The organism is Halomonas sp. LMYGS-3 (genome assembly GCF_059509875.1).
The window spans coordinates 1-22063 of the sequence record NZ_JCAKFQ010000034.1 but is presented as its reverse complement, the minus strand read 5'-3'; the positions used below and the strand labels follow the sequence as shown (position 1 = coordinate 22063).

General features: G+C 66.5%; 19 protein-coding genes and 1 pseudogene. 15 read left to right on the top strand and 5 right to left on the bottom strand.

Features of this window, described 5'->3' with window-relative positions:
• The first annotated feature begins 45 nt into the window (after positions 1-45).
• From AC5W54_RS20320 to AC5W54_RS20285, 8 genes and pseudogenes are all read left to right on the top strand, one after another.
• Entirely contained in the window at positions 46-630 is a 585-nt protein-coding gene (locus AC5W54_RS20320) for an anthranilate synthase component II (RefSeq protein WP_495963918.1), read from the top strand.
• 28 nt (positions 631-658) lie between these two features.
• Positions 659-1678, top strand: coding sequence for an anthranilate phosphoribosyltransferase (trpD, locus tag AC5W54_RS20315; protein ID WP_495963917.1), 1020 nt, complete (start codon positions 659-661; stop codon positions 1676-1678).
• 36 nt (positions 1679-1714) lie between these two features.
• The gene (gene trpC, locus AC5W54_RS20310) at positions 1715-2515 is read left to right on the top strand and encodes an indole-3-glycerol phosphate synthase TrpC (protein WP_495963916.1); all 801 of its coding nucleotides are present in this window, start codon (positions 1715-1717) and stop codon (positions 2513-2515) included.
• Between the two features lie 108 nt (positions 2516-2623).
• A pseudogene (locus AC5W54_RS20305) lies at positions 2624-2827 on the top strand (LysR substrate-binding domain-containing protein); the annotation flags it as partial.
• A 119-nt stretch (positions 2828-2946) separates the two neighbouring features.
• Positions 2947-3783, top strand: coding sequence for an MOSC domain-containing protein (locus AC5W54_RS20300; protein ID WP_495963915.1), 837 nt, complete (start codon positions 2947-2949; stop codon positions 3781-3783).
• A 231-nt stretch (positions 3784-4014) separates the two neighbouring features.
• Positions 4015-4974 (top strand): arsenic resistance protein, encoded by a 960-nt coding sequence (locus tag AC5W54_RS20295; protein WP_495963914.1) that lies wholly within the window; start codon positions 4015-4017, stop codon positions 4972-4974.
• Positions 4975-5095: 121 nt separating this feature from the next.
• A complete protein-coding gene (locus tag AC5W54_RS20290; protein ID WP_495963913.1) occupies positions 5096-5920 on the top strand; it encodes a hypothetical protein in 825 nt (274 codons plus the stop codon).
• Between the two features lie 15 nt (positions 5921-5935).
• A complete protein-coding gene (locus AC5W54_RS20285; protein WP_495963912.1) occupies positions 5936-7192 on the top strand; it encodes a hypothetical protein in 1257 nt (418 codons plus the stop codon).
• Positions 7193-7204: 12 nt separating this feature from the next.
• Here AC5W54_RS20285 and AC5W54_RS20280 read toward each other — a convergent pair whose 3' ends face one another.
• The 5 genes from AC5W54_RS20280 to AC5W54_RS20260 all read right to left on the bottom strand — a co-directional run bounded on the left by AC5W54_RS20280 (position 7205) and on the right by AC5W54_RS20260 (position 13412).
• Positions 7205-8620 (bottom strand): patatin-like phospholipase family protein, encoded by a 1416-nt coding sequence (locus tag AC5W54_RS20280; protein WP_495963911.1) that lies wholly within the window; start codon positions 8618-8620, stop codon positions 7205-7207.
• Positions 8617-8847 carry a hypothetical protein gene (locus AC5W54_RS20275; RefSeq protein WP_495963910.1) on the bottom strand — a complete coding sequence of 77 codons (231 nt, stop codon included), beginning with the start codon at positions 8845-8847 and terminating at the stop codon, positions 8617-8619. The genes AC5W54_RS20280 and AC5W54_RS20275 overlap by 4 nt, the downstream gene beginning before the upstream one ends.
• A gap of 88 nt (positions 8848-8935) precedes the next feature.
• Complete coding sequence (locus AC5W54_RS20270; protein WP_495963909.1) at positions 8936-9385, bottom strand: hypothetical protein; 450 nt, start codon at positions 9383-9385, stop codon at positions 8936-8938.
• 18 nt (positions 9386-9403) lie between these two features.
• Positions 9404-10495, bottom strand: coding sequence for a catalase family protein (locus tag AC5W54_RS20265; protein ID WP_495963908.1), 1092 nt, complete (start codon positions 10493-10495; stop codon positions 9404-9406).
• Positions 10485-13412: a peroxidase family protein gene (locus tag AC5W54_RS20260; protein WP_495963907.1), complete on the bottom strand. Its 2928-nt coding sequence runs from the start codon at positions 13410-13412 to the stop codon at positions 10485-10487. Before AC5W54_RS20260 ends, AC5W54_RS20265 begins: the two co-directional genes overlap by 11 nt.
• Positions 13413-13772: 360 nt before the next feature.
• On the opposite strand from AC5W54_RS20260, the gene AC5W54_RS20255 reads away from it, so the two are divergent.
• From AC5W54_RS20255 to AC5W54_RS20225, 7 genes are all read left to right on the top strand, one after another.
• A complete protein-coding gene (locus AC5W54_RS20255) occupies positions 13773-15044 on the top strand; it encodes a hypothetical protein (protein WP_495963906.1) in 1272 nt (423 codons plus the stop codon).
• Positions 15045-15048: 4 nt separating this feature from the next.
• The gene (locus AC5W54_RS20250) at positions 15049-17685 is read left to right on the top strand and encodes a hypothetical protein (protein ID WP_495963905.1); all 2637 of its coding nucleotides are present in this window, start codon (positions 15049-15051) and stop codon (positions 17683-17685) included.
• Positions 17686-18513: 828 nt separating this feature from the next.
• A complete protein-coding gene (locus tag AC5W54_RS20245; protein ID WP_495963904.1) occupies positions 18514-18981 on the top strand; it encodes a hypothetical protein in 468 nt (155 codons plus the stop codon).
• Positions 18944-19969: an MvdC/MvdD family ATP grasp protein gene (locus tag AC5W54_RS20240; RefSeq protein WP_495963903.1), complete on the top strand. Its 1026-nt coding sequence runs from the start codon at positions 18944-18946 to the stop codon at positions 19967-19969. The genes AC5W54_RS20245 and AC5W54_RS20240 overlap by 38 nt, the downstream gene beginning before the upstream one ends.
• Positions 19957-20619 (top strand): hypothetical protein, encoded by a 663-nt coding sequence (locus AC5W54_RS20235; RefSeq protein WP_495963902.1) that lies wholly within the window; start codon positions 19957-19959, stop codon positions 20617-20619. Before AC5W54_RS20240 ends, AC5W54_RS20235 begins: the two co-directional genes overlap by 13 nt.
• 182 nt (positions 20620-20801) lie before the next feature.
• The gene (locus AC5W54_RS20230) at positions 20802-20984 is read left to right on the top strand and encodes a hypothetical protein (RefSeq protein WP_495963901.1); all 183 of its coding nucleotides are present in this window, start codon (positions 20802-20804) and stop codon (positions 20982-20984) included.
• Positions 20985-21583: 599 nt separating this feature from the next.
• Entirely contained in the window at positions 21584-21748 is a 165-nt protein-coding gene (locus AC5W54_RS20225; RefSeq protein ID WP_495963900.1) for a hypothetical protein, read from the top strand.
• Positions 21749-22063: the final 315 nt, after the last annotated feature.

Here is a 22063-nt window from a genome sequence, read left to right as displayed (position 1 = left end):
ATTTCCATCGTCCGGCGATGCCGGGCGAGCGCCGGAGAGCGATCCATGTCCGTGCTGATGATCGACAATTACGACAGTTTCACCTTCAATGTGGTGCAGTACCTGGGCGAGCTGGGGGCCGAGGTGGCCACCTACCGCAACGACGCCATCACCCTCGAGGAGATCGAGGCGATCGCCCCCAGCCACCTGGTGGTCTCGCCGGGTCCCTGCACTCCCAACGAGGCCGGCATCTCCATGGCGGCGATCCACCACTTCGCCGGGACGCTTCCCATCCTCGGCGTTTGCCTCGGCCACCAGGCGATCGGCCAGGTCTACGGTGGCAAGGTGGTGCGGGCTCCCCGGGTGATGCATGGCAAGACCTCGCGGATCCGCCATCGCGGTGTGGGCGTGTTCGAGGGGCTGGAGGATCCGCTGGAGGTCACCCGTTACCACTCCCTGGTGGTGGAGCGGGAGAGCCTGCCCGACTGCCTGGAGATCACCGCCTGGACCGATGACGACGACGTCACCCCCGGGGTGATCATGGGGCTGCGTCACCGTGAACTGGATGTCGAGGGGGTGCAGTTTCACCCCGAATCGATCCTGACGCGCCAGGGGCACGAGCTGCTGGCCAACTTCCTGAAACGCCGCTGAACCGCGCAAGCGAGAGGGGAATCGTTCCATGCAGATGCGAGATGCCATCGCCGCGGTGATGCGCCGCGAGAACCTGAGTTTCGACGACACCCATGCGGTGATGCGCCAGATCATGACCGGCGAGGCCACCGATGCCCAGATCGGCGGCTTCCTGATCGGCCTGGCGATGAAGGGCGAGAGCGTGGAGGAGATCGGGGCCGCCGCCCAGGTGATGCGCGAGTTGATGAATCGGGTACGGCTCGAGGCGGAGAACGTGGTCGATATCGTCGGCACCGGCGGCGACGGCGCCAACCTGTTCAATGTCTCCACCGCGTCGAGCTTCGTGGCCGCGGCCGGTGGCGCCCATGTGGCCAAGCACGGCAACCGCAGCGTCTCGTCGTCGTCAGGCAGTGCCGATCTGTTCGATGTGGCCGGCATCCATCTGGACCTCGATCCCGTCCAGGTGGGGCGCTGCATCGAGCAGGTCGGGGTCGGCTTCATGTTCGCCCCCAACCATCACCCGGCGATGCGCCACGCCATCGGCCCGCGACGCGAAATGGGGGTGCGCACCCTGTTCAATATCCTCGGGCCGCTGACCAACCCGGCGGGGGCTCCCAACCAGGTGCTCGGGGTCTATGCCGCCGAGCTGGTGCCGTTGATGGCCGAGGTGCTGCAGACCCTGGGCAGCCGGCACGTGATGGTGGTGCACGCCGAGGATGGCCTGGACGAGATCTCGCTGGCGGCGCCGACGCGAGTGGCCGAACTCAAGGACGGCGAGATCCGCGAGTACACCATCGCGCCCGAGGAAGTGGGCATCGACCGCCAGCCGCTGGACGCGCTCAAGGTGCTCAGTGCCGAAGACAGCCTGCGGCTGGTGCGCGAGGCCCTGGTGGGGGTTGGGCCGGCGGCGGACATCGTCGCGCTCAACGCCGGGGCGGCGCTCTACTGTGCCGGCATCGCCGACAACTTCAAGGAGGGGGTGGCGATGGCCCAGGATGCCCAGGCCTCGAAATTGCCGCTGGAGAAGATGAAGGAACTCGCCGACTTCACCCGCGTGCTCACCGCTTGAGGGCGCGTTTCGTTACTCGATCACCAGGACTCCGACATGAGCGCTGCCATTCCTACCATTCTCACCCGCATCCTGGCCCGCAAGGATGAAGAGGTCGCCGAGCGCCGGCGCGCCGTCTCCGAGCAGGAGCTGCTGGCCCTGGCCGGGAAGCAGAGCGCCCCGCGAGGCTTCATCGCGGCGCTGGAGCGCTGCATCGTCGAGGGCGACCCGGCGGTGATCGCCGAGATCAAGAAGGCCTCGCCCTCGAAGGGCGTGATTCGCGAGGACTTCCATGCGGCCGAGATCGCCGCCAGCTACGCCGCCGGCGGTGCGGCCTGCCTGTCGGTGCTCACCGATGCCGACTTCTTCCAGGGACACGAGGACTTCCTGGTCGAGGCCCGTGAAGCCTGCGACCTGCCGGTGATCCGCAAGGACTTCATCACCCATGGCTACCAGGTCAGCGAGGCGCGGGCCATCGGCGCCGACTGCATCCTGCTGATCGTCGCGGCCCTGGACGATGCACGCATGGCGGATCTCCATCGTCAGGCCGTGGAGCTGGGCATGGACGTGCTGGTGGAGGTGCACGACGCCCTGGAACTCGAGCGGGCCCTGAAGCTCGACCTCAGCCTGGTGGGCATCAACAACCGCGACTTGCATACCTTCGACACCCGCCTCGAGACCACCCTGGAACTGCTGCCGCGCGTTCCCGCCGGCGTCACCGTGGTCACCGAGTCCGGCATCCTCACCCGCAACGACGTGCTGCGCATGCGCGAGCATGACGTCCATGCCTTCCTGGTGGGCGAGGCCTTCATGCGCGAGAGTGATCCGGGGGAGGCGTTGAGACGGGTGTTCTTTTGAGCGAGCTTGACCCCGACGATCGATACCCCAGCGGGCAGCCTCAGGGCTGCCCGCCGTCGTTGAGGCCCCGGTCCTGGTCGTTGTCGGTGAACCAGGGCTCGCCGGTCTCTGCAGTCCTATGGCGGCAAGTCCGATGTCCTGAACGTGGCCACCCTGCCGACCTTCGGGGCACGCTGGCTGATTCCGCGTCTCAACGGCTTTCGCTATCGCCATCCCGATATCAACCTGAACATCGTCAATCGCGCCGAGCCCTTCGACATGGAGGAAGAGCGGGTCGAGGTGGTGTTCTTCTTTGGTCATATGGCCCGCGGTTCGATTCGTTCTACATGGCCTACCCGGAGCACATGGTGGACGTGGGCAAGGTCCGCTCATTCGTGGAGTGGATCCATGATAAAATTCAACGGGTTCAGTGACGATCCAGGGAGTCGAGGATGCGCATCACCCAGCTCAACATCTATCCGGTCAAGTCGCTGCGCGGCATCACGCTCGAGCAGGCGACGCTGGGCCCCCGCGGGCTCGCCTTCGATCGTCACTGGATGGTCGTCGACGATATCGGCCGCTTCGTCACCCAGCGCCAGCTGCCGCGCATGGCCCAGGTGGCGGTGCGCCTCGACACCGACGCCCTGGTGCTGGAACACCCCGAGGCTTCGCCGCTGCGGATTGCGCTGGCCCGTGACGACCAGCCGCGGGTCACCACCCATGTCTGGGAGGACCAGTGCCAGGGCCTCGACGAGGGCGCCGAGGCCGCCGACTGGCTGGGCCGGGTACTGGGCGACTGGAAGGGCAGCGGCCTGCGCCTGGTGCGCTTCGCGCCGGACCAGCAGCGCCGCGTGGACCCGCGCTACCAGCAGGGCGAGCAGGCCCATACCGCCTACGCCGATGGCTTCCCGTTCCTGGTGACGGCCGAGTCGTCGCTGGCGGCCCTCAACGAGGTGCTGACGAGCAAGGGGGTGGCGCCCGTGCCCATGGCCCGCTTCCGGCCCAACATCGTCGTCGCGGGCAGCGCCCCCTTCGCCGAGCACGGCTGGGCGTCGCTGGCCGGCGATGGCTATCGGCTGGGCATGCGCAAGCCCTGCCAGCGCTGCAAGATCATCACCCTCGACCAGCAGACCGGCGAGGCCCCGGTACCCAAGGAACCGCTCCAGACCCTGGCCGGCATGAGCCTGGCGCCGGGCGCCTACTTCGGCCACAACGCGACCCTGCTGGCCGGCGAGGAGCGGACGATCCGGGTGGGGGATACGCTCGACGCGGAAACAGCGGCTGGTTGAGGTCGATCCGGCGGTGGACTGCCAGCGCTGGGAGGCCCTAGGGGGTCAGACCCCGGCGGCGTCGAAGCCGCTCGCAAGGCGCACCATGACGGGCTTCGTGAGCTGGTTGGGGTCTGACCCCATAGGGGCGGGCCTCGGCGTCTTTTCCGGCGAATATGCCGCCATCGTCGAGAAATTCGTGGTGTGGCGGGGGAGGTACGCCAGTGAGCATCATGCGGAAACGCGCCGTCGATGCGTGATTCACTCGAGAAGTACCAGGTCTTCCTCTACCTGGCGGCGGTCCTCGCCGGCCTGGCGGTGGGCACTCACTCACCCGCCAGGCTCGGCATGCTCGACGCCCTGCTCTGGCCGCTGCTGGGCCTGCTGCTCTATGCGACCTTCACCCAGGCGCCCCTGGTAGGGCTGCATCGGCGGTTGGCGAATGCTCGCTTTCTCGCCGCGGCGGTGCTCGGCAACTTCGTGGTGATTCCGCCGATCGTGTGGGGCCTGGTGCAGTGGCTGCCGGCCGACCCGGCGCTGCGGCTCGGGGTGTTGCTGGTGCTGCTGGTGCCCTGTACCGACTGGTTTCTCTCCTTCACCCATCTCGGCGGGGGCGACACCCCCACCGCCATCGCCTTCACGCCGCTGAGCCTGCTGCTGCAGCTCGTCCTGCTGCCGCTCTACCTCTGGCTGTTCCTGGGCCAGGCGGGGCTGGCCGGCCTGATCCAGCGGGAGCTGCTGCTGGCCTTCGGCGGGCTGATCCTGCTGCCGCTGGCGGCGGCCTTCCTCACCGAGCGCTGGGCCGACCGGGCGGCGGGGCGCCGGCGGCTGATCGAGGGGCTGGGCTGGCTGCCGATCCCGCTGCTGGCGCTGGTGCTGTTCGCGGTGGCGGCGGGGCAGGTCGATCAGGTGGTCGGTGCCCCGGGGCTGCTCGGCCGGCTGCTGCCGGTGTTCCTGGCCTTCCTGGTCATCGCGGCGCTGCTGGCGCGTCTCATGGCCTGGGCTTTCCGGCTGCCGGCCGCCCAGGGCCGGGTGCTGGCCTTCAGCTACGGCTCGCGCAACTCCTTCGTGGTCCTGCCGCTGGCCCTGGCGCTGCCGGCCGGCCTCGAGGCGGCGGTGGTGGTGGTGGTCTTCCAGTCGCTGGTGGAGCTGTTCGGCATGCTGGTCTTCCTGCACCTGGTGCCGAGGTGGCTGTTTCCGGCGGCGTCCTGATCCTGCCGATCCGTCACATCGAGGCCGGCTGGGCTATGCTGAGCCATGACGCGCTGATCCATTAAGCCCCGGGCTCCGGGCTTGCGGTGTGTCGGACAGGGAGCCCGCTCCGGGAGGCCCCATGGCGATCACCCTGAACGCTGGGCTGCGCCGCGAGTATGAGCAGCTGTTCGAGAGCTGCCGCATTCGCCCCGAGCGCATGGCCGAGGTCGAGCGCACCATCGACAAGCTGGTGCAGCATCGTGCGCGCTACGAGGCGGTGACGGCGCGCCGGGGTGTGCCCTGGAGCTTCGTCGCCCTGGTCCACAACATGGAGTCCGGCGGTAACTTCGCCTGCCACCTGCACAACGGCGACCCGCTCACCGCGCGCACCGTCCAGGTGCCCGCCGGACGGCCGAAGCAGGGCTCGCCGCCCTTCACCTGGGAGGAGAGCGCCGCCGACGCCATGGCGCTCAAGCAGCTGGGCGAGCGCACGGACTGGAGCCTGGCGGGCCTGCTCTTCCAGCTCGAGCGCTACAATGGCTGGGGATATCGCCGCTACCACCCGCACGTGCTGTCGCCCTACCTGTGGAGCTTCTCCGAGCACTACCGCAGCGGACGCTACGTGGCCGACGGTCGTTGGTCCGAAACCGCGGTGTCGAAGCAGTGCGGCGCCGCGGTGGTGCTGCGGCGCATGGCCGAGAAGGGGCTGGTGGACTTCGCCGACCAGCCCCGCGTCACCCTCTATGCCGCCACGGATGCCGAGCCCGCCGAGCGCGAACCGCTGGTGTCCCGCCACGCTACGCGCCGCGCGTCCGATGCCGAGCGAGCCGAGAACCTGCAGCGCTGGTTGAACACCTTCCCCGGCATCTTCCTGCGCGTCGACGGCATCCCCGGCGACAACACCTCCGAGGCCTACCGCGCGGTGACCGGTCACTACCTGCCGGGCGATCCGCGGGGCAAGTAAAGGAGATCGGTGCACTTGAATGTCATGGCCTGGCTGGCCGCCTTACTGACCCTGGGGCTGGTCGGCGTGCCCGACGCCGACCTCTTCGGGGCGGGGGCACTGACGTGGACGCTGGTAACGGTGAGCCTGGTACTGGCCATCGCGGCCATCCTGCTGGCGGTACCCGATCGACGCCAGTGGCCGTCGCGCGGCGAGGTGATCTATGTGGCGCTGCTGGGCGGGGTCTGCAGTGGCCTGTTCTGGTTCCGCGCCTGGCTGGTGCCGCCCACGGGGTTTCTGGCGGAGCTGCAACTGCAGCTACCGGCCGTCGTCGGCTGGGCCTGGCCGGCCCTCCTGCTGGCAAGCCTCTACCGGCGCCCCGGCGAGGGCTGGCGGCCGGGCAGCCGGCGTCGTCAGCTCGGCTTGACCGGGGTCGCCCTGGTGGCCGGCCTGGTGGGGTTCGTCGCCTATCTCGCGGCCTGGTCGCTATGGGGGGAAACCCTACGGCCGGAACGCTCGGCGTCTCCTCTCCATCCCGGGGCCATCCTGGCTCGGCCCACTGCCACACCGCAGGTCCTCGCCCTGCTGGGTGGCCCGAGGGAGTTGCGACTGGCTCCGCAAGGCGTCGTCTTCGTGCAGGCCGACGACAGGAGCCTGCGCCCACGAGCCCTGACCATCGAGGGGCGCTACCCGCTCGGTCTGGTGCGGGATATCGGCCATTCGGCCTATGGGACGCGTGTGACCTCGAGTCGCCCGGCGGTGGTCAAGGTGGTCGAGGAGGAGGAGGACGGCGGCTGGACCTTGCAGCCGGGCGTGCCGGGGCACGCGGTGATCCGTGTGACTCACCGGGACACCCGGGCCTATGCGGGCGTGTGGACGATCCCGACCACACGCAGCCCCATGCCGGTGGAGGAGGTGACGGCGGCCTTCTCGGTGGAGCCGGGGGCGATCGAGGATGACCCCGACGGCCCCTTCGAGGGCTTCTATCGCCAGCGGCTCATGCTGCACAACCGCTCGGGTGAACCCCAGGTGGGGCCGCTCTATGTGCTGTTCGAGCCCAGGGGAAGCGGTGAGTGGCGAGTGCTGGGCGAGGGGCGGACTCTTGGGCTGGAGCCGTTGCATACGCTCTACATGACCCTCAGGCCACCCGATGCCAACCCCTTCGCGCCACCCGCCACCGACGTGATTCGGCCCGGTGCCCGGATCGAGCTGAGCGTACGGTTTCTCAATCTCGCCCAGCGCCCCGAGGTGGACTACGACGTGCGCATCCTGCGGGCCTTTCAGGGGCCCTGACCCCCGGGCGGGTCAGGACCCCCCGTGCACGCAGGCCATCTCGTCATAACGCCCGGTGACCAACGACTGAAAGCAGGGCGAGCGCTCCAGCAGGACGCCGCCGATCCGGCGCAGGTCATCCACCTGCTCGGCGGGCAGGCGAAAGGTGGTGGGCAGGCTCAGGAAGCGCTCCCGCTGCGCCTCGTCCTGGAGCTGGTCGAAGCCGATGTAGATGCGGTACAGCTCGACCCGGTGCAGCGCCTCGTCGGGTGGGGCGGTCTCCCGGGAGAGCTGCTGGGCGTCGGCCCGGGTGCGCAGGGTCTGGCGCAGCAGCTCGATCGTATCGAAGGAGTAGTTGGCCATGGGCGTGGTGGCGATGTTGCTCACCACCGCGCGCAGCCCTGGCGCCCGGGGCGAGGTGTCGAAGTCCGGCACCTGCTGGGTCTTGGCGTCGACGACGATGACCACCAGCTTGTCGATCTGCTCCAGGTTGATCTTGCGCAGCACGCTCCAGGGCACGTCGGTGGAGCGGATGGCGGTGAGCGGGTAGCGCAGGCCGATGTTGTCGGCGACGCCGCCGTCCAGGAGATGCACGTAGCGCCGCTCGGGCGCCTGGTAGTCGCGCAGGCTGCGGGCCCGGTAGTAGCGTCGCGGATTCGAATCGAGATCCCGCAATCCGCTCGAGACCCACGCCGGCTCCCGGTAGTCGCACCGGCCGGGATAGCTGTTCAACGCCAGCGGAGTAAAGGCGATCGGAAAGTTCGACGACGCCGCCACGGCGCGGGAGAGGGTCACCCCATCCAGGTCGGCGCACATGGGGTCGAACTGGGACTGCACGAAGGTGAACCGCGACCCCTTGGCCATGTCGGTGGCGTTGATCAGCAGGAAGGGCTTGCGGCCACGCGCGGTCAGGTCACCGAAGTCGGCGTCGTCGAACAGCAGGTCCTGGTAGACCTCGTCGGCGATGTCGATCCGGCCGAAGGTCGGCGAGAGCAATCGCACCCAGTTGTAGGGATTGAACAGCTGGCCCTTTAGCCTGGCTTCGACATCCTGGTAGAGGAAGTTCGCCTGGAAGCGGCCACCGGGTTCGAAGATGTCGTCGCCATGCAGGCCATAGTAGGCCGACGTGAAGCTGCCCCCGGACACCGAGGAGATGACGTCGACCTCCTCCAGCAGGTTGCGACGCTCGCCACCGATCTCGACCCAGGAATCCCGCAATGTCTCCAGCACGCCGTAGGAGAGCGCCGCCGCCCGGGTGCCGCCGCCGGAGAAGGTGAGGATCACGAACAGGTCCTCGTCCTGGCCGGCGTCGGCCAGGTTGGCGTAGCGATACCCCGATGCGGCATCGACCCGCTCCAGCGGTCGGGTCTCGGGAAAGGCGGCGCAGCCGGCGAGCGGCATCAACGGCAGGGCCGCCACCAGCATCCAGGCGAGGGTGGTGTGTCTCATGTGTCGGCGTCCTTGCGGGTGAATTCGAGGATCAGAGGGGCGTCCGGGCGCGTGCCCGTGATCAGCAGGTCGAACTGCTCGGGCTGGAAGTTCGGGTGGGTGGGGCTGAGCGTCACCACGTGATGCCCCGTCTCGACCTGGCACACCTTGTTGGTCCAGCCCGCCGGCGCGCCGTCGATCCACACGTGGCGCCGGGTGGGAAATACGACCTTGAGATACTGGTCCATGGCGTCCCTCCCTTGCCGGGGTAGATGGTGTCCGGCTGTTGCTTCGCTGCAAGGCACTGTCTGACAAGTCGGCGAGTGCCGACAGGCTCTAGGCCTTGTACTCCAGGGCGAAATCCAGGATCCGCCACTTGCCGAGCCACACCTTGCCGAGGTAGACCCCGGGCTCGATCTCGCGGATCTCGTCGCGCACGGCCCGAAAGAAGAAGGAGGTGCTCGAGTAGTCGATGACGATGGTCTCCCGGTCATCCATCCAGCTCGGCGCCCGGTAGACCTTGGCGACCACGAAACTGAGGCTCAGCGGGGTGATCTTGTTGACCAGCACCCCCGCCGAGCCGTCCTCGGCGAACATGTCGAAGACCTTGCCCTGCCAGGCGAACAGGCGGGCGAAGTGGGCGTAGGCGCGGGCGAGGGCGCTGCCGGTGACGATCGGGGTGCCGCGGGTGTCGCCGTTGGGGATCGTGCCGGGCTCGGCCCGCCGGTAGAGCTCATCGAGCTGCTCCCGGGACATCTCCAGCCATTGCTGCACGGTGGTGCTCATCGTAGTCTCCTCTGTCCGTCAGGGCGTCTCGTTGACCGAGAGCGTCGCGTTGTGGGTGGTGCGCTGCTCGCCCGCTTCCTGGTAGAGCTCGCGACGCATGCGGTTGATGCCGCCCAGCGGGCGATGGGCCGGGTGAGTGTTCCAGGGGTTGAAGACCAGCGACTCGCAGTGCGCCAGGGCGTCCGGGGCGTCGATCTCCTGGCGCGGCAGGGTGAGCCGCGCCACCGGGCGGAAGGGCGAGGCGTCCTCGTCCCAGGCCACCGAGGCGTCCTCGATGGGCATCTTGTCCGGGTCGGTCTGGAACTGCACCTGGAACGACAGGCAGGCTTCGCCCCCGGCCAGACGCGCGGCCATGGCGTGGCGCAGGTAGTCGGGGTCGTCGCCGCTCGCGCCCTGGCCGGTCGCCGCCGCCCCGCCGCTGCCGTCACAGGGGCGCACGGCATACTTCACCGCCGAGGTCGCGTCGTCGCCGTAGCGATAGGGGGTGGTGCTGTAGTAGCCGATGGCGAGGGGGCTGTCGGGCTGGCTGCGGGCGCGCAAGGCGATCCACAGCGACTTCGGCTGCGGTGCCAGGGGATTGACGAAGTACCACCACAGGCGGTCGTCGGCCACCGCCGAGACGAAGCGGTGGAAGTCCTCGGGCGTGCCGGCGAACAGCGCCGGGTGGCTGTTGAACAGGAAGTCCTGGCGCCCGCGGGTGCCGTCGACGCCCTCGGCACCCTCCACGCCGGTGAGGCGGATCGACAGGCCGCGCAGGTCCTTCTCGCGGTCGTCCTGCTGGGTGGCATTGGCGAAGCGCAGGATGGCCGCGTACTCGCCGGGTTCGGCGAACAGCCCCCGGGCCAGCTCGCCCGTATGGGGCGGGACCTCGAAGGTGCCGAGGGCGCAGGCCACCGTCTTGGGCTGGTTGAAGCGCGGGATGGGCTCGTTCGCCGCCCGGTGCCGCCGGCCGATCTCCAGGATCCGCGCCGTCATGGCCTGGGCCCGCTCGGCCTCGTCGGGGGCGATGCGCTCCTCGCCGAGGCCGAGCTCGGGGGCATCGCTGCAGCCGGCCAGCAGCGCCAGCCAGAGGGCGATCGTCGGCACCCCGGCGGCGCGGCTACTGGGCAAAGGCCTCATCGTTCTCGGCCCCCGGGCGTGGCGTCCACTCCAGTGAATAGTAGTCGCCCCGCTCCCGTGCCCAGGGGTCGAAGACGTTGACCACCGGGGCGAGCTCGTCGGCGAGCTCCGGCACCGTGCGCTGCAGCACCCGCTTCAGCGGCGACACCGGCTGGTGGTGGCCGTTGCTGGTCGCCGTCTCCATCACCACGCCGTCGGGGCCGTTGTGCATCACCCAGTCGTGGCCGAGCTGGGTGTAGAACTCGGGGCGGAAGCTGGAGGTGAAGAAGCGGTCGCTGAACAGGCGGCGCGAGGCGTTGAGGATGAACACCACGAACTGGGTCTCGGAGATGGCGAAGCCGTGGGGGCGCACCGGCTCGGCGAGCCAGCCGACCACGGTGTCGACGTCCTCGATGTTGTCGACCAGGGTGCCGTCGGGGTGGCCCAGGCAGTCGTCGGGGTAGCGGCCCGCGGCGTCGCGCTGGGCATGGGAGATGATCTTGCTGGCGTCGCAGACATGCTGGCCGTAGACCTCGCGCATCTTCGCCACCAGGGCCTCCTGGCGCTGGCGCTCGGCGGAATCCGCCGGCAGGGTGGAGTCGATGAAGTCGTCGAAGCTGGTCAGCTGCTTGAGGCCGTACTGGCGGCGGAACTCGTTGAAGCGCGGTATGCCGCGTTCGCGGTCGCGGATGATGTCCAGCGCGGCGATATCCAGCTTGCCGGTGTCGGTGCCCAGGTGCGGCATGTCCAGGTTCTGCAGGAACTGGCCGTGGTTGCCCAGGGTCAGCAGGCCCAGGCGCTGGCGGCCCATGCTCAGGGCCCAGTCGGCGAGCCCTTCCTCCTGCAGCAGGTCGCTGGCGCCGGCGCGGAACCCCTCCAGCGCCGGCACCTTGCTGTGGATCCGGTCCGGCGCGTCGAGGCTGCGCACCTCCAGCAGGTCGGGGACCAGCGGGTGGAGGCGGTAGACGGTGATGAACTCCTCGGGGAAGTTGAACGGCGAGCCGAAGTGGTTGATGCCGCCGTTGACGTGCTCGGGGTTCTCCAGCGACCAGACGTCCTCGCGCCCGCCCTGCAGCTTCGCGAACAGCGAGCCGTTCTCGTAGCGCTCGCTGCCCAGGCCGAAGATCCCGGGGCCGGCCGCCAGCACCGAGTACCAGGCGTTGGCGTGGCGCTCGTCGTCGGAGGCGCGCAGCCGGTCGAGCACCCGCGACAGCGCGCTCTCCATGAACGCATGCTCGTGGAAGAGCCCGCTCCAGTTGGAGTTCATGCCGCGATAGAGCGGCTCGTCGTAGAGCAGTTGGGGGGTCCACTCGATGGTGTGGATCTTGGCGATCATCGCCGCGACCACCAGGCGCGCGGCCTCGAAGAGCTCGTCGTCGGTCACGTCGGCGTAGCGGATCACCTGCCGCGGCGCGGCCGGGTCGCGCAGCCCGGAATCGGCGTCCGGGGTGGCGGCGGCCTGGGCACGGAAGGCGTCGACGAAGGCGTTGTGCTCGCGGACGAAGACGTTGTGATAGAAGGCCAGGCCGACGGTCCAGTTGTCGGGGAAGGCGGCGGCCTCCTGACCGGCCCAGGCGGGGTGGATGCGGTCGCACGCCGCGTCGTCGGGGGCGCCGTCGCAGCCGGGGCCGAAGCGCGGCAGATAGCCTGGCTCGCCGGGCTCGTCCGCCACCAGCTGCAGGCGGGCGGGGTCCTCGGGGTCGCGCTTGACGCGGCTGGCGCTCACCTCGTCGTAGCCGTAGATCTGCGAGGCGTCCCACCAGGCGGTCACATGGTTGTTGAAGGTGCGATGGGCGCGCTCCAGGTGCTGTTTGCCCCCGTGTTCGAACGCTGCGGGAGCGTCGTGCTGGGCGACCAGGCTGGGCTGGAAGGCATCATCGGGGCGGCAGCCCAGGGCGGCGGCCTCGGCGTCGGGGAGGTTGCAGCCCGCCGGGCGCAGCGCCGAGCGATCATTCTCGCCCTCCTCGAGGTGGGAGAACCAGTCGTGGGTCATGAACTGAATCCAGAAGGCCGCCAGTACGTTGAAGAAGGGGGCCTTGTGGTAGTCGCAGTGCGCCTCGGTCGCGTGGCCGGGCAACCCCCGGCCCTGGTTGCACAGCTCGGGGCGCGACTGCTCGCGGGTGAACAGTGCCCGGCTGATGCGCTGGGGGTCCGGGGTCATCAGGTCGAGGCGGTCGCCGTGGCGGGCCCGGGTCAGGTCGGTGTGCCCCTCGTCGGGGAAGGTCTCCTCGAATTCGACGTTGCGGGCGAACAGGGTGCCGGTGGCGCCCATCAGGGGGTTGCGCAGGTCGTTGCAGATGCCGGTCAGGGTGCGGTGGCGGATCAGCTCGCCGCGGCACCGCTGTTCGTCGTCGCCGCCCACCGCCCGGTACTCGGGGTGCTCCGGCGGCAGGCGCATGGCGTCCCAGCGGGTCAGGGTGGTGCCCGGGGCGCCGTCGCGGCCCTGCACGTAGTCGCGGTAGGTGGCGTTGTCGAAGAGGTTGAACTTGATCAGCTCGACCCGCTGGTACTCGAGGTCGATCAGGGCGCCGTCGATGCCGCGGTCGTTGGGGTTGAGGTGCACCCGCTCGCCGAGCCCGCCGACCAGGGGGCGCAGCCAGCCGTCGTCGTAGTTGGCGTTGCGCGAGGCGCCGTCGCCGGTGGCCCAGTAGTGCTGCCAATCGACCCAGGGGGTGTCGCGGTCCAGGGCCTCCACGGCGCGTTGGCCGCCCCGGCAGCGTGCCGTGTCCTCCTGCACCTTGCCGAGAAAGCGGTCGGCCCGGTCGTCGGGCACCTCGCGCAGGCCGCCGGCCACCAGGCGCTTGCAGGCGCGCAGCGATGACCAGGTCTGCAGCCAGGAGGGCTTGTCGGCCTCCGGGTGAGGGGCGACCCGGCCGTCGCTGGCAAGGGCGGCGGAAGGGGAGACCAGCAGGGCCAGCAAGGCGGCCACGGCGAACCCGTATCGGCGGTGGAGGCACCGGCCATGGTCATGGTGGTGCAGGCCGTGGTGAAACATGGAACGTGTAGGCGAGCCCGTGGGTGAGGGCAGGGCCCCCGAAAGCGATGGTGACATGCCGCAATCCTCCCTGGGGAAGCGCACCGGGGAGCGGGGCTCCGGGGGCGATTCCTCTGCGATCGGCGATGAGACGCAGGAAGTATAGTCAACGGTTTTCTTACGCTGCCATGTGGAAGTCTGACTAGACTGCGGGAAGAAAGGGTTACGCCGACATCGGAAGAGTGGGGGACCGGGCGGCGAGCGCAGGCGGTTTTCGGACCAGGCAGTTTTCGGACAACGTCTAAGGATGGAGCGATGATCACCCAACTAGCCCTCAACCTGGTCATGGCCGTGCGCCCCGGGCATCTGGTCCCGCTGCAGGCCCTGCTCGAGCGGCTGCACGAGGACCCGGACGGCAACGCCGTGCTGCCCTTCGCCCGCCTCGAGGGGGTGCATTTCGCCCGCCTGGTGCTGCTCCCCGAGGCCCCCCGCCGCGGCGGGCGCCGCTACCCGCCCCAGCTGGTGCTGACCACCAATGTCGACGGCGACCTCGAGTCCCACCTGGAGGAACTCGTCGCGGTCGGCGGAGAGGGGCTGCGCGAGCTGCTCGCCCACTGCCGCGACTTCCCCGACGACGCCACCGACGAGCAGACCCGCGCCTATCTCGCCGACCACCGCCAGCGGGTGGGCGCCTTCTACGTCAATACCCTGGGCCGCAGCCTGGCCCAGGTCGGCCTGGAGGCGCGCCTGCACGACGCCCTGCAGCGCCACCTGGACGCGGGCGACTGGCAGGGGCGCTCGGCCGGGGAGGTGCGCCGGGCGCTGATCCGCTTCGTCGGCGAGCGCGACGACCTGCGCGAGGCGCTGACCCCGGCCCCCGGCCCCGACCGCTGGCGCTGGCTGCGCGGCTGGCTGCTGCTGGGCGCCATCGCCCTGGCCGGGCTCGTCGTGGCCGTGCTGCTGCTGCCCCTGACCCTGCTGGCGCTGCTGCTGCTGCGCCTGCACGAGATGGCCAACGCCCCCCACAATCGCCGCCCGCGAGACTCCCACGTGCGCCGGCTCGAGGCCGACGAGGACCGCGGCGTGCACAACCAGCTCGCCGCCGTGGGCCATATCCAGGCGGGGCCCTTCCGTCGGGTCGTGCTGCACCTCGCCCTGTGGCTGCTGCAGCTCGCCGCCTCCTGGGTCTTCTACCGCGGCAAGCTCGCCGAGATCGACACCATCCACTTCGCCCGCTGGGTGATCATCGACGAGGGCCGGCGGGTGTACTTCTTCAGCAACTTCGACGGCAGCCCCGAGAGCTACCAGGACGACTTCATCGAGCGCGTCGCCTTCGGCCTCAACCTGGTGTTCAGCAACGGCGAGGGCTGGCCGCGCACCCGCTGGTTGCTGTTCGGCGGCGCCTCCGACGAACAGGCCTTCAAGGCCTACTACCGCGACCACCAGGTGCCCACCGCGGTGTGGTATCGGGCACCGGCGCTGGCCGGGCTGACGGCGGTCAACCTGGCCAACAACGCGGCCATTCGTGCCGGCCTCTCGGGCGCCATGAGCGAGGCACAGTGCCGCGCCTGGCTGCAACGGTTCTGACGCCATGCCTGCACACGACCCCAAGCTCGACCTCGACGACATCCAGGGCATCCTGCTCAGCGGCTACGGCGAACTGCCCCAGGCCGCCTTCCTGCTGCTGGCCTTCGGCGCGCCGGCGCTTGCCCGCGACTGGCTGGGCGAGGCGGCGGCCGGCATCCAGAGCGCCGCGGCGGGGCGCCCCCGGGGGGGCCACCGCGTGCATCTCGCCTTCACCTGGGCCGGCCTCGAGCACCTGGGCCTCTCGTGGCAGGCGCTGAAGGGCTTCTCCCGGGAGTTCCACGAGGGCCTCGCCGGCTCCCCGCGGCGCAGCCGCATCCTCGGCGACCAGGGCGACAGCGCCCCCGAGTGCTGGCGCTGGGGCGGGCCGGAGGGGGCGGCGATCCATGGCCTGCTGATGTGCTACGCCGCCACCCCCGAGGCCCTGGATGCCCTGCTCGACGAGCAGCGCGAGGCGCTGGCACGGGCCGACATCGAGGTGGTGGAGGCGCTCGAGAGCCGGCCGCTGGCCGACGGCCGCGAGCACTTCGGCTTCCGCGACGGTATCTCCCAGCCCAAGCTGGCCGGGGTCAGCACGAGCGACGACCCGCGGCAGTTGGTCGCCCCGGGGGAGTTCATCCTCGGCTACCCCAATGCCCGCGACCAGTTCACCATGCGCCCGCTGGTCGACCCCATCGAGGACCCCGACGACCTGCTGCCGGAGGTGACCGAGGACAGCGACCTGCACGACCTTGGGCGCAACGGCAGCTACCTGGTGTTCCGCCAGCTCAGCCAGGACGTCCACGGCTTCTGGTCCTGGCTCGACACGGCGACGCCCGACGCTGCGGCGCGGGTGGCGCTGGCGGCGAAGATGGTCGGCCGCTGGCCCGACGGCGAACCGCTGGTCAAGGCCGCCGAGCGCCCGGCGGGCGAGGGCACCGACAACGACTTCGGCTACCACCACGAGGACGCCGACGGGCTCAAGTGCCCGCTGGGGGCGCACATCCGGCGCACCAACCCCCGCGACATGCTGCCGCCCAAGCCGGGCACCGACGACTCCCTGGCGATCAACCGCCGCCACCGGCTGCTGCGCCGCGGCCGCGCCTACGGGCCACCGCTGGCGGCGAGCCTGGCCCCGGACGACCTGCTCGCCGCCGGCGACGACGGCGCGGAGCGCGGCCTGCACTTCCTGTGCCTGAACGCCGATATCAGCCGCCAGTTCGAGTTCGTCCAGCACACCTGGGCCGAGAACGCCAACTTCGCCGGTCTGCACGCCGACACCGACCCACTGATCGGCGGGCGGGGCGAGGGCAGGGCAACCTTCACCGTGCAGGACGAACCGGTACGCCGCCGCTACCACGACCTGCCGCGCTTCGTGCAGGTGCGTGGCGGCGCCTACTTCTTCCTGCCGGGCCTGCGCGCGCTGCGCTACCTGGCCGCGCCGCCGCGGCGGCTCACCACCGCCATCAGCGCCCCGGCGGCCCCGGCGACGCTGCTGCCGGATACCTGGTGGCTGCGCGCCGGGCGCACCTTCAACCGGGCGATGGAGAACGGCATCGCCCTGACCCGGCGCGCCACCCGGCTGCGCAATGGCGTCGACCGGCTGCTCCAGCAACCGGCCACCGACGCCCTGCAGTGGTGGCTCCTGCGCCGCCGGCGCCAGCACGCCATCGACGCCGACCTGGCCATCGCCGAGGAGCGCCGCCTCCCCGGCGAGGAGGAGGTGACCCGGCGCATCACCGAGCAGATGAGCGACTTCCTGCTGCGCACCTACCGACACGGCACCGCCGAGCGGGCCGGCAACACCAAGACCTACGGCCTGCTCGCCGCCGAGTTCGAGGTGCTGGAGCTGCCCGACGAACTGCGCTGCGGGCTGTTTGCCGAGCCGCGCCGGTATGAGGCCTGGGTGCGCTTCGGCGGCCCCGGGCCACGGGTGACCCCGGACATCCGCAACAACGGCGTGCTCAGCCTGGGCGTCAAGGTGCTCGGCGTGCCGGGGGAGACGCTGCTCGACGACGAGGCCCACACCCAGGACTTCTCGGGCATCAGCGCCCCCACCTTCACCACCCCCGACGTCTACGAGAACGCCAAGCTGCAGCGGCTGATCGGCGCCGGCATGCCGGTGTGGTACTTCCTCAACCCCTTCGACTCCCATTACCTCGACATGCTGCTCCAGGCGCTCTACGCCAAGGCCCACGGCAGCCCCTTCGAGGTGAACTACTGGAGCTGCGTGCCCTACCTGTTCGGCAAGGGCCGGGCGATGAAGTACCGCTTCGTGCCCCTGCTCGAGCGCCGCTCGCAGGTGCCGCTGCCGGCCCCGGACGACTACCTGCGCCAGGCCATGGTGCGCACCCTGGGCGAGGTCGACGAGGTGGGGTTCGAGCTGCGTATCCAGTTCCAGGAAGACCCGGTGACCATGCCCATCGAGGACGCCTCGGTGATCTGGACCTCGCCGGAAATCCCCGTGGCCCGCCTGCGCCTCCCCCGCCAGGCATTCGACACCCCGGAACGCGACCGCCTGGCCCGCGAACTCACCATCAACCCCTGGCACGCCCTGATCGAACACCGCCCCCTGGGCAACCAGAACCGCGCCCGCCGGCTGATCTACTACGAGACCTCGCGGGTGCGCCAGCGCATCAACGGCGAGGAGCACTTCAAGCCCTGAGCGGTGCTCAGCCAAAGGTGCCAGCCCCCTACGACTTTTTTCTCAAGATTGGCTACGCACGCCGAAGCATCCTTTAGTAAGCTTGTTGTAAATAAATGTTTCCAATCGGATTCTAATGTTATCCCGATGGAGGCACGCTGGCGGCCTGCGACCGCCAATAGGGGGGGGGCTGGTGAGCGGCACCCCTGGGCGGTAGCGTGCCTGATCGGAAATTCCGCTCCGCGCCTGGCAGGGCACCGGTTTCTGTAGAAGCCTGGCTCCGCCGGGCGATCGGCGCCGCAGGCGCCCCAACTCTGGTTGTAGAGATGGTGTTCGTAGGAGCGCAGCTCTGCTGCGCGATGGCCGAGGCGCCCACGTTTGATAGAGAGAATAATGGTTGCGGCGGAGGTCGGATTATCAGGCGAAGGGCAGAAGTCGACCCAAAGCAGACGTCGCCGATAGGAAGAACCGGCCAAAAGCGATCAGACGCTAAAGGACATGGTGCAGGGTGTTTATTCTTGCTATCACCGAGGCTAGCTTCAACGCTAAAAAATTATTTGTCCAAAATATGGACATCTCCAAGGCCAGTGCCACATATTTTTTGCTAAGATGCATGGATATATCTGCCTTATGACTCGTCCATAGGTCGACTCAGCTCCACATGCTTTAGACAATGAACCGCTTCGGCCCCATAAAAATGGCGAGTTGTTTGCTTCGATCAACAGCTACATTGCGACAGCTATCGGGAAAGAGCAGAGGGCGCAGCGCCTAGAAAAGTATGTTGTTCGGTAGCTGATAGAAAACTAGCCTCAAATTCGTTTCGAAAAATTGAGCTTAAGGACTGCCTTCATGGACAATACAATCAAGGTGAACGCTCGCAACTACCGCAGCGAAAAAAGTATTTCGCCCTTTCTGGCCAAGGCCGGAACACCTCGTACTGGTGCAGATCAGCTTCCAGGCTACTACTGCGAGCAGCAGCAAATGTGGGTGGTCGATACGGAGCAAGGCGTACTGCCTATTATCAACGGGCAAGCGCTCTCGCAACTGCTGACCAAGACACGGGTGCATGAAGAAGAGGATGACGACAGCTATCTTGCGCTTGAACTGATGACCAAGACTCATCAGCAGATAGAAAGTGACGACGACACTAGGCCAACGGGATACAACAACCTCCTGCAGCTAGCCACCAAGACAGAGTCGATTCAGGAGGCCGATGACAACTATTCGGCTAGCCAACTGCTGGAACTTGTTACAAAAACCAAGGTTGAGCAGGAAGCAGATGACGATGGTTTCCGGTCCCTTGGATTTCCCTACTGACCAAGACAGGCTGAATTACGGAAAACGCATGCTTTTATTAGTCACAAATCGCCGCGACATCACCATCGACTACGTTGTGGCTGAGCTCAAGCGCCGGCAGGCTCCTTTCTTCCGCTTGAATACCGAAGAACTACCGACGGCTCGCTGCACAATGGCTACATTTCCGAGAAACGCATGGTCATTGTCATTCGAAGGGCGAATACTCCAGGGAGCCGATGTGCGCGCAGCGTACTTTCGGCGTCCTGCTCCACCAGCTGGCAACCTCACCATTTTTGATGATGGTGAAAGGCAGTACGCGGGTGCGGAATGGGGATCCTTTCTGAAGAGCTTGTATGCGCGTCTGGAAGGCCTTTGGCTGAATTCGCCGATGGACATCTTTGCTGCTGAGGACAAGCCAAGGCAGCTGATGCTCGCGAGCGAGATCGGTTTCAACGTGCCTCAGGCCCTGATCACGAACGACATCGCCTCGGTTCGTGAGGTTATTCAGGCTGGGCCCGCGATCGGTAAGCCGCTTAGGCAAGCTTTGATCAACGGAGACCAAGAAAGGGTGATCTTTACCACCCAACTGGAAGTTCTTCACAACAGCGACGAAGAAGCCATTGCCTTGGCACCGCTCATCGCCCAGACTGAAATCAAAAAACAGTACGACGTTCGAGTTACAGTCGTAGGCCGCCAAGTGTTCGCAACCGCAATCAAGTCGCAGGAGCACGAAGAAACTACAGTGGATTGGCGCTATGGCAGCCGGCCAGATCTCAAGCATGAATGCATCATGCTTCCAAGCGAAGTCGAGGAGCAATGCTTGGCGCTTATGACACGCCTAAATTTATGTTACGGAGCGATCGACCTGATTTGTGATCAACGGGGTAGACTGTGGTTTCTGGAGATCAATCCTAATGGGCAGTGGGCCTGGATCGAAAATCTTACCGGCTACCCTATTGCCGCCGCGATCGTTGACGAGCTTGAGGAAATCGCTTGGTGCCCAAGTTAATCCCTCAATGGCTATGGCCTCGCCTTACCCTTCCTTCAGGATCATCCGCTGATTCAGCTCAGCAGAGGTGGCTTCAAGGTCAGAGAGACAAAGTCGACCAAGGATCTTGGTCGAAAAAAAGTGCTGTCGCTTTGGAGGAAGTGCGGAGAATTTTCGATGCTGAACAGGAGCGCCGCCGCGGGGCTGATTCCAAAGCCGGCCTCTATCTCGCGGCTGTTACAGCGCTGATGCCGATTTTGGTAACTATCTTTCCTGACCTTTGGCAAGCGCAAGACAATAAAGCTTTGGCAGCTACTCTGCTTGGGTTATTCATTTTCGCTCTGACCTACCTGATGCGCGCAGCTTTATGGGCGCTGCAGACTATCAAGACCTCAGCTGCGGCGCAGCTAGGTGCAGGCGATATCGCAGACAGCTTCAGGTCTGATAGGCCTGAAGAGGAACTTGTGAAGCATCTGCTGAATGCAGTGATCTACAATTACAACGGCACAAACCAGAAAATTAGCTGCATAAAGATGACACATGAGTACCTACTTCGGGCCTTCTTTTGCTTTGTTGCCTTTCTTGCAGTCCAAGTGGTTTGGCCGGTCGCAGCCTGGGCCATCGGTCGAATTCATAACGAGATCATCACGCCACTAATGAGCTGTCTTTAATTGAGCGCACGTCTCGGTCCCATGCCCTTGAGCAAGGATGCGGGAAAGTCGATCCTTATGGAATCAATCTGGCTCGCACTCAATGGACTTATCGAGGGGCGCTCTGCACCACAAGACAAGAAGCGCAGCACAGCGCGAGTGAACTGGTTGACTAAACAACTGGCCAAGGCCGAAACGGGAGCATGTTCGTCAAGGCGGTTAGGCCGGGCCGGGCCGAGGAGACCCAAAAGTCGCTCGCCCAGGTGATCGAGGACGCGACGGTCATGGAGTCGCCGGCAACCACTGTGGTGCCCAGCGCCTTCGAAGTGTTCTATATGGCCGACCTAGGCCATCGCTTCGCCGGCAACAAGATATTCATCGAATAGCTGGAAAAGGCGGTGCCGCACTTTTACCAGCAGGTCGGGCAAAGGCTCAGGGCTTGGGTAGCTCCCCCACCCAAGTTGCACCGGCGTGATCCGGTCGAGGGGAAGAGCGATGCTGATGACGTTGAAACAAGTCAAGATGATACGGAAGGGGGGAAGCGGCTGAGTAGCATCAATCCATGAAATCAGCGGCGCCTCTCGCGCGGAAACGATATCAGCAGCCGTCTGCGACTACTGTTGGAGGCAGCTTTAGCTCGCGACTGGCGGAGATTTTCGTGGCTTGAGGAGGCAGCTTGGTATTGGCAGTTTCCGAAAGTTGAGCGAATGGCAGAAAACGATCCAAAGCGGAATTGATGGCAAAGGCAGCGAGCACGTTCATTGGGGATATGTAGCATGCACGGTGATTGGTGTTATACTGCCGAGCTATACTTAATGTCTAGAGCTTTCAATAGGATAGGATGTGTTCGATCGCGCAGCATAACATTGTTGAACGTGCGTGCGCGTTCAAGTGGAATATCGAGACGCTATATAATACAACTGTTAGCTTCCCTAGCGTAAAACTGTGCTACAGGGAATAATCATCATTAAGGAGAATTAAATCCATGGTTGCTGTTTACTTTGTGATCGCTGCATTTCTATATTGGCCATTTAGAAAATGGGTTGCTACTGCTGAGGCTCCAGCAATATCAGCCTTACTATGGCCGTTAATGATTGTATTTTTTCTTGGGGTGTTGATTATTTCCCCATTTATCAAAAACAAAGACTAGGGAACCGCTGATCAATTCGATGCCGAGCGCCTCTAGCGCTCAGCGCGGCAAATTTCGCGCGTCAGCGGTTGATTTTTGACCACCTCAAGTGGCCTATTTTTCCTGGCAGCCGGCTTATCCGGCTACCAGGCCAGATTCAAGACGGACTGGCCCCGTCAACTCGACCTTCACATCGCTTAGCCAACACCAGTGTTCTGGTCAAGCCAGAGCGGACACATTTTCAAGCCGCAGCTGCCAATTCAATCTCCCTCGGCGTCTGGTAGCCCAGGGTCGAGTGGAGCCGGCAGCTGTTGTACTCCATCTCGATGTATTCGA

Excerpts from the sequence above, each read along its gene's own strand:
- AC5W54_RS20270 (WP_495963909.1), bottom strand. The coding sequence starts at position 9,385 with ATGAGCACCACCGTGCAGCAATGGCTGGAGATGTCCCGGGAGCAGCTC.
- AC5W54_RS20250 (WP_495963905.1), top strand. The coding sequence starts at position 15,049 with ATGCCTGCACACGACCCCAAGCTCGACCTCGACGACATCCAGGGCATC.
- AC5W54_RS20300 (WP_495963915.1), top strand. The coding sequence starts at position 2,947 with ATGCGCATCACCCAGCTCAACATCTATCCGGTCAAGTCGCTGCGCGGC.
- AC5W54_RS20295 (WP_495963914.1), top strand. The coding sequence starts at position 4,015 with ATGCGTGATTCACTCGAGAAGTACCAGGTCTTCCTCTACCTGGCGGCG.
- AC5W54_RS20230 (WP_495963901.1), top strand. The coding sequence starts at position 20,802 with ATGTTCGTCAAGGCGGTTAGGCCGGGCCGGGCCGAGGAGACCCAAAAG.
- trpC (WP_495963916.1), top strand. The coding sequence starts at position 1,715 with ATGAGCGCTGCCATTCCTACCATTCTCACCCGCATCCTGGCCCGCAAG.
- AC5W54_RS20255 (WP_495963906.1), top strand. The coding sequence starts at position 13,773 with ATGATCACCCAACTAGCCCTCAACCTGGTCATGGCCGTGCGCCCCGGG.
- AC5W54_RS20245 (WP_495963904.1), top strand. The coding sequence starts at position 18,514 with ATGGACAATACAATCAAGGTGAACGCTCGCAACTACCGCAGCGAAAAA.
- trpD (WP_495963917.1), top strand. The coding sequence starts at position 659 with ATGCAGATGCGAGATGCCATCGCCGCGGTGATGCGCCGCGAGAACCTG.
- AC5W54_RS20320 (WP_495963918.1), top strand. The coding sequence starts at position 46 with ATGTCCGTGCTGATGATCGACAATTACGACAGTTTCACCTTCAATGTG.
- AC5W54_RS20280 (WP_495963911.1), bottom strand. The coding sequence starts at position 8,620 with ATGAGACACACCACCCTCGCCTGGATGCTGGTGGCGGCCCTGCCGTTG.
- AC5W54_RS20290 (WP_495963913.1), top strand. The coding sequence starts at position 5,096 with ATGGCGATCACCCTGAACGCTGGGCTGCGCCGCGAGTATGAGCAGCTG.
- AC5W54_RS20275 (WP_495963910.1), bottom strand. The coding sequence starts at position 8,847 with ATGGACCAGTATCTCAAGGTCGTATTTCCCACCCGGCGCCACGTGTGG.
- AC5W54_RS20225 (WP_495963900.1), top strand. The coding sequence starts at position 21,584 with ATGGTTGCTGTTTACTTTGTGATCGCTGCATTTCTATATTGGCCATTT.
- AC5W54_RS20240 (WP_495963903.1), top strand. The coding sequence starts at position 18,944 with ATGACGATGGTTTCCGGTCCCTTGGATTTCCCTACTGACCAAGACAGG.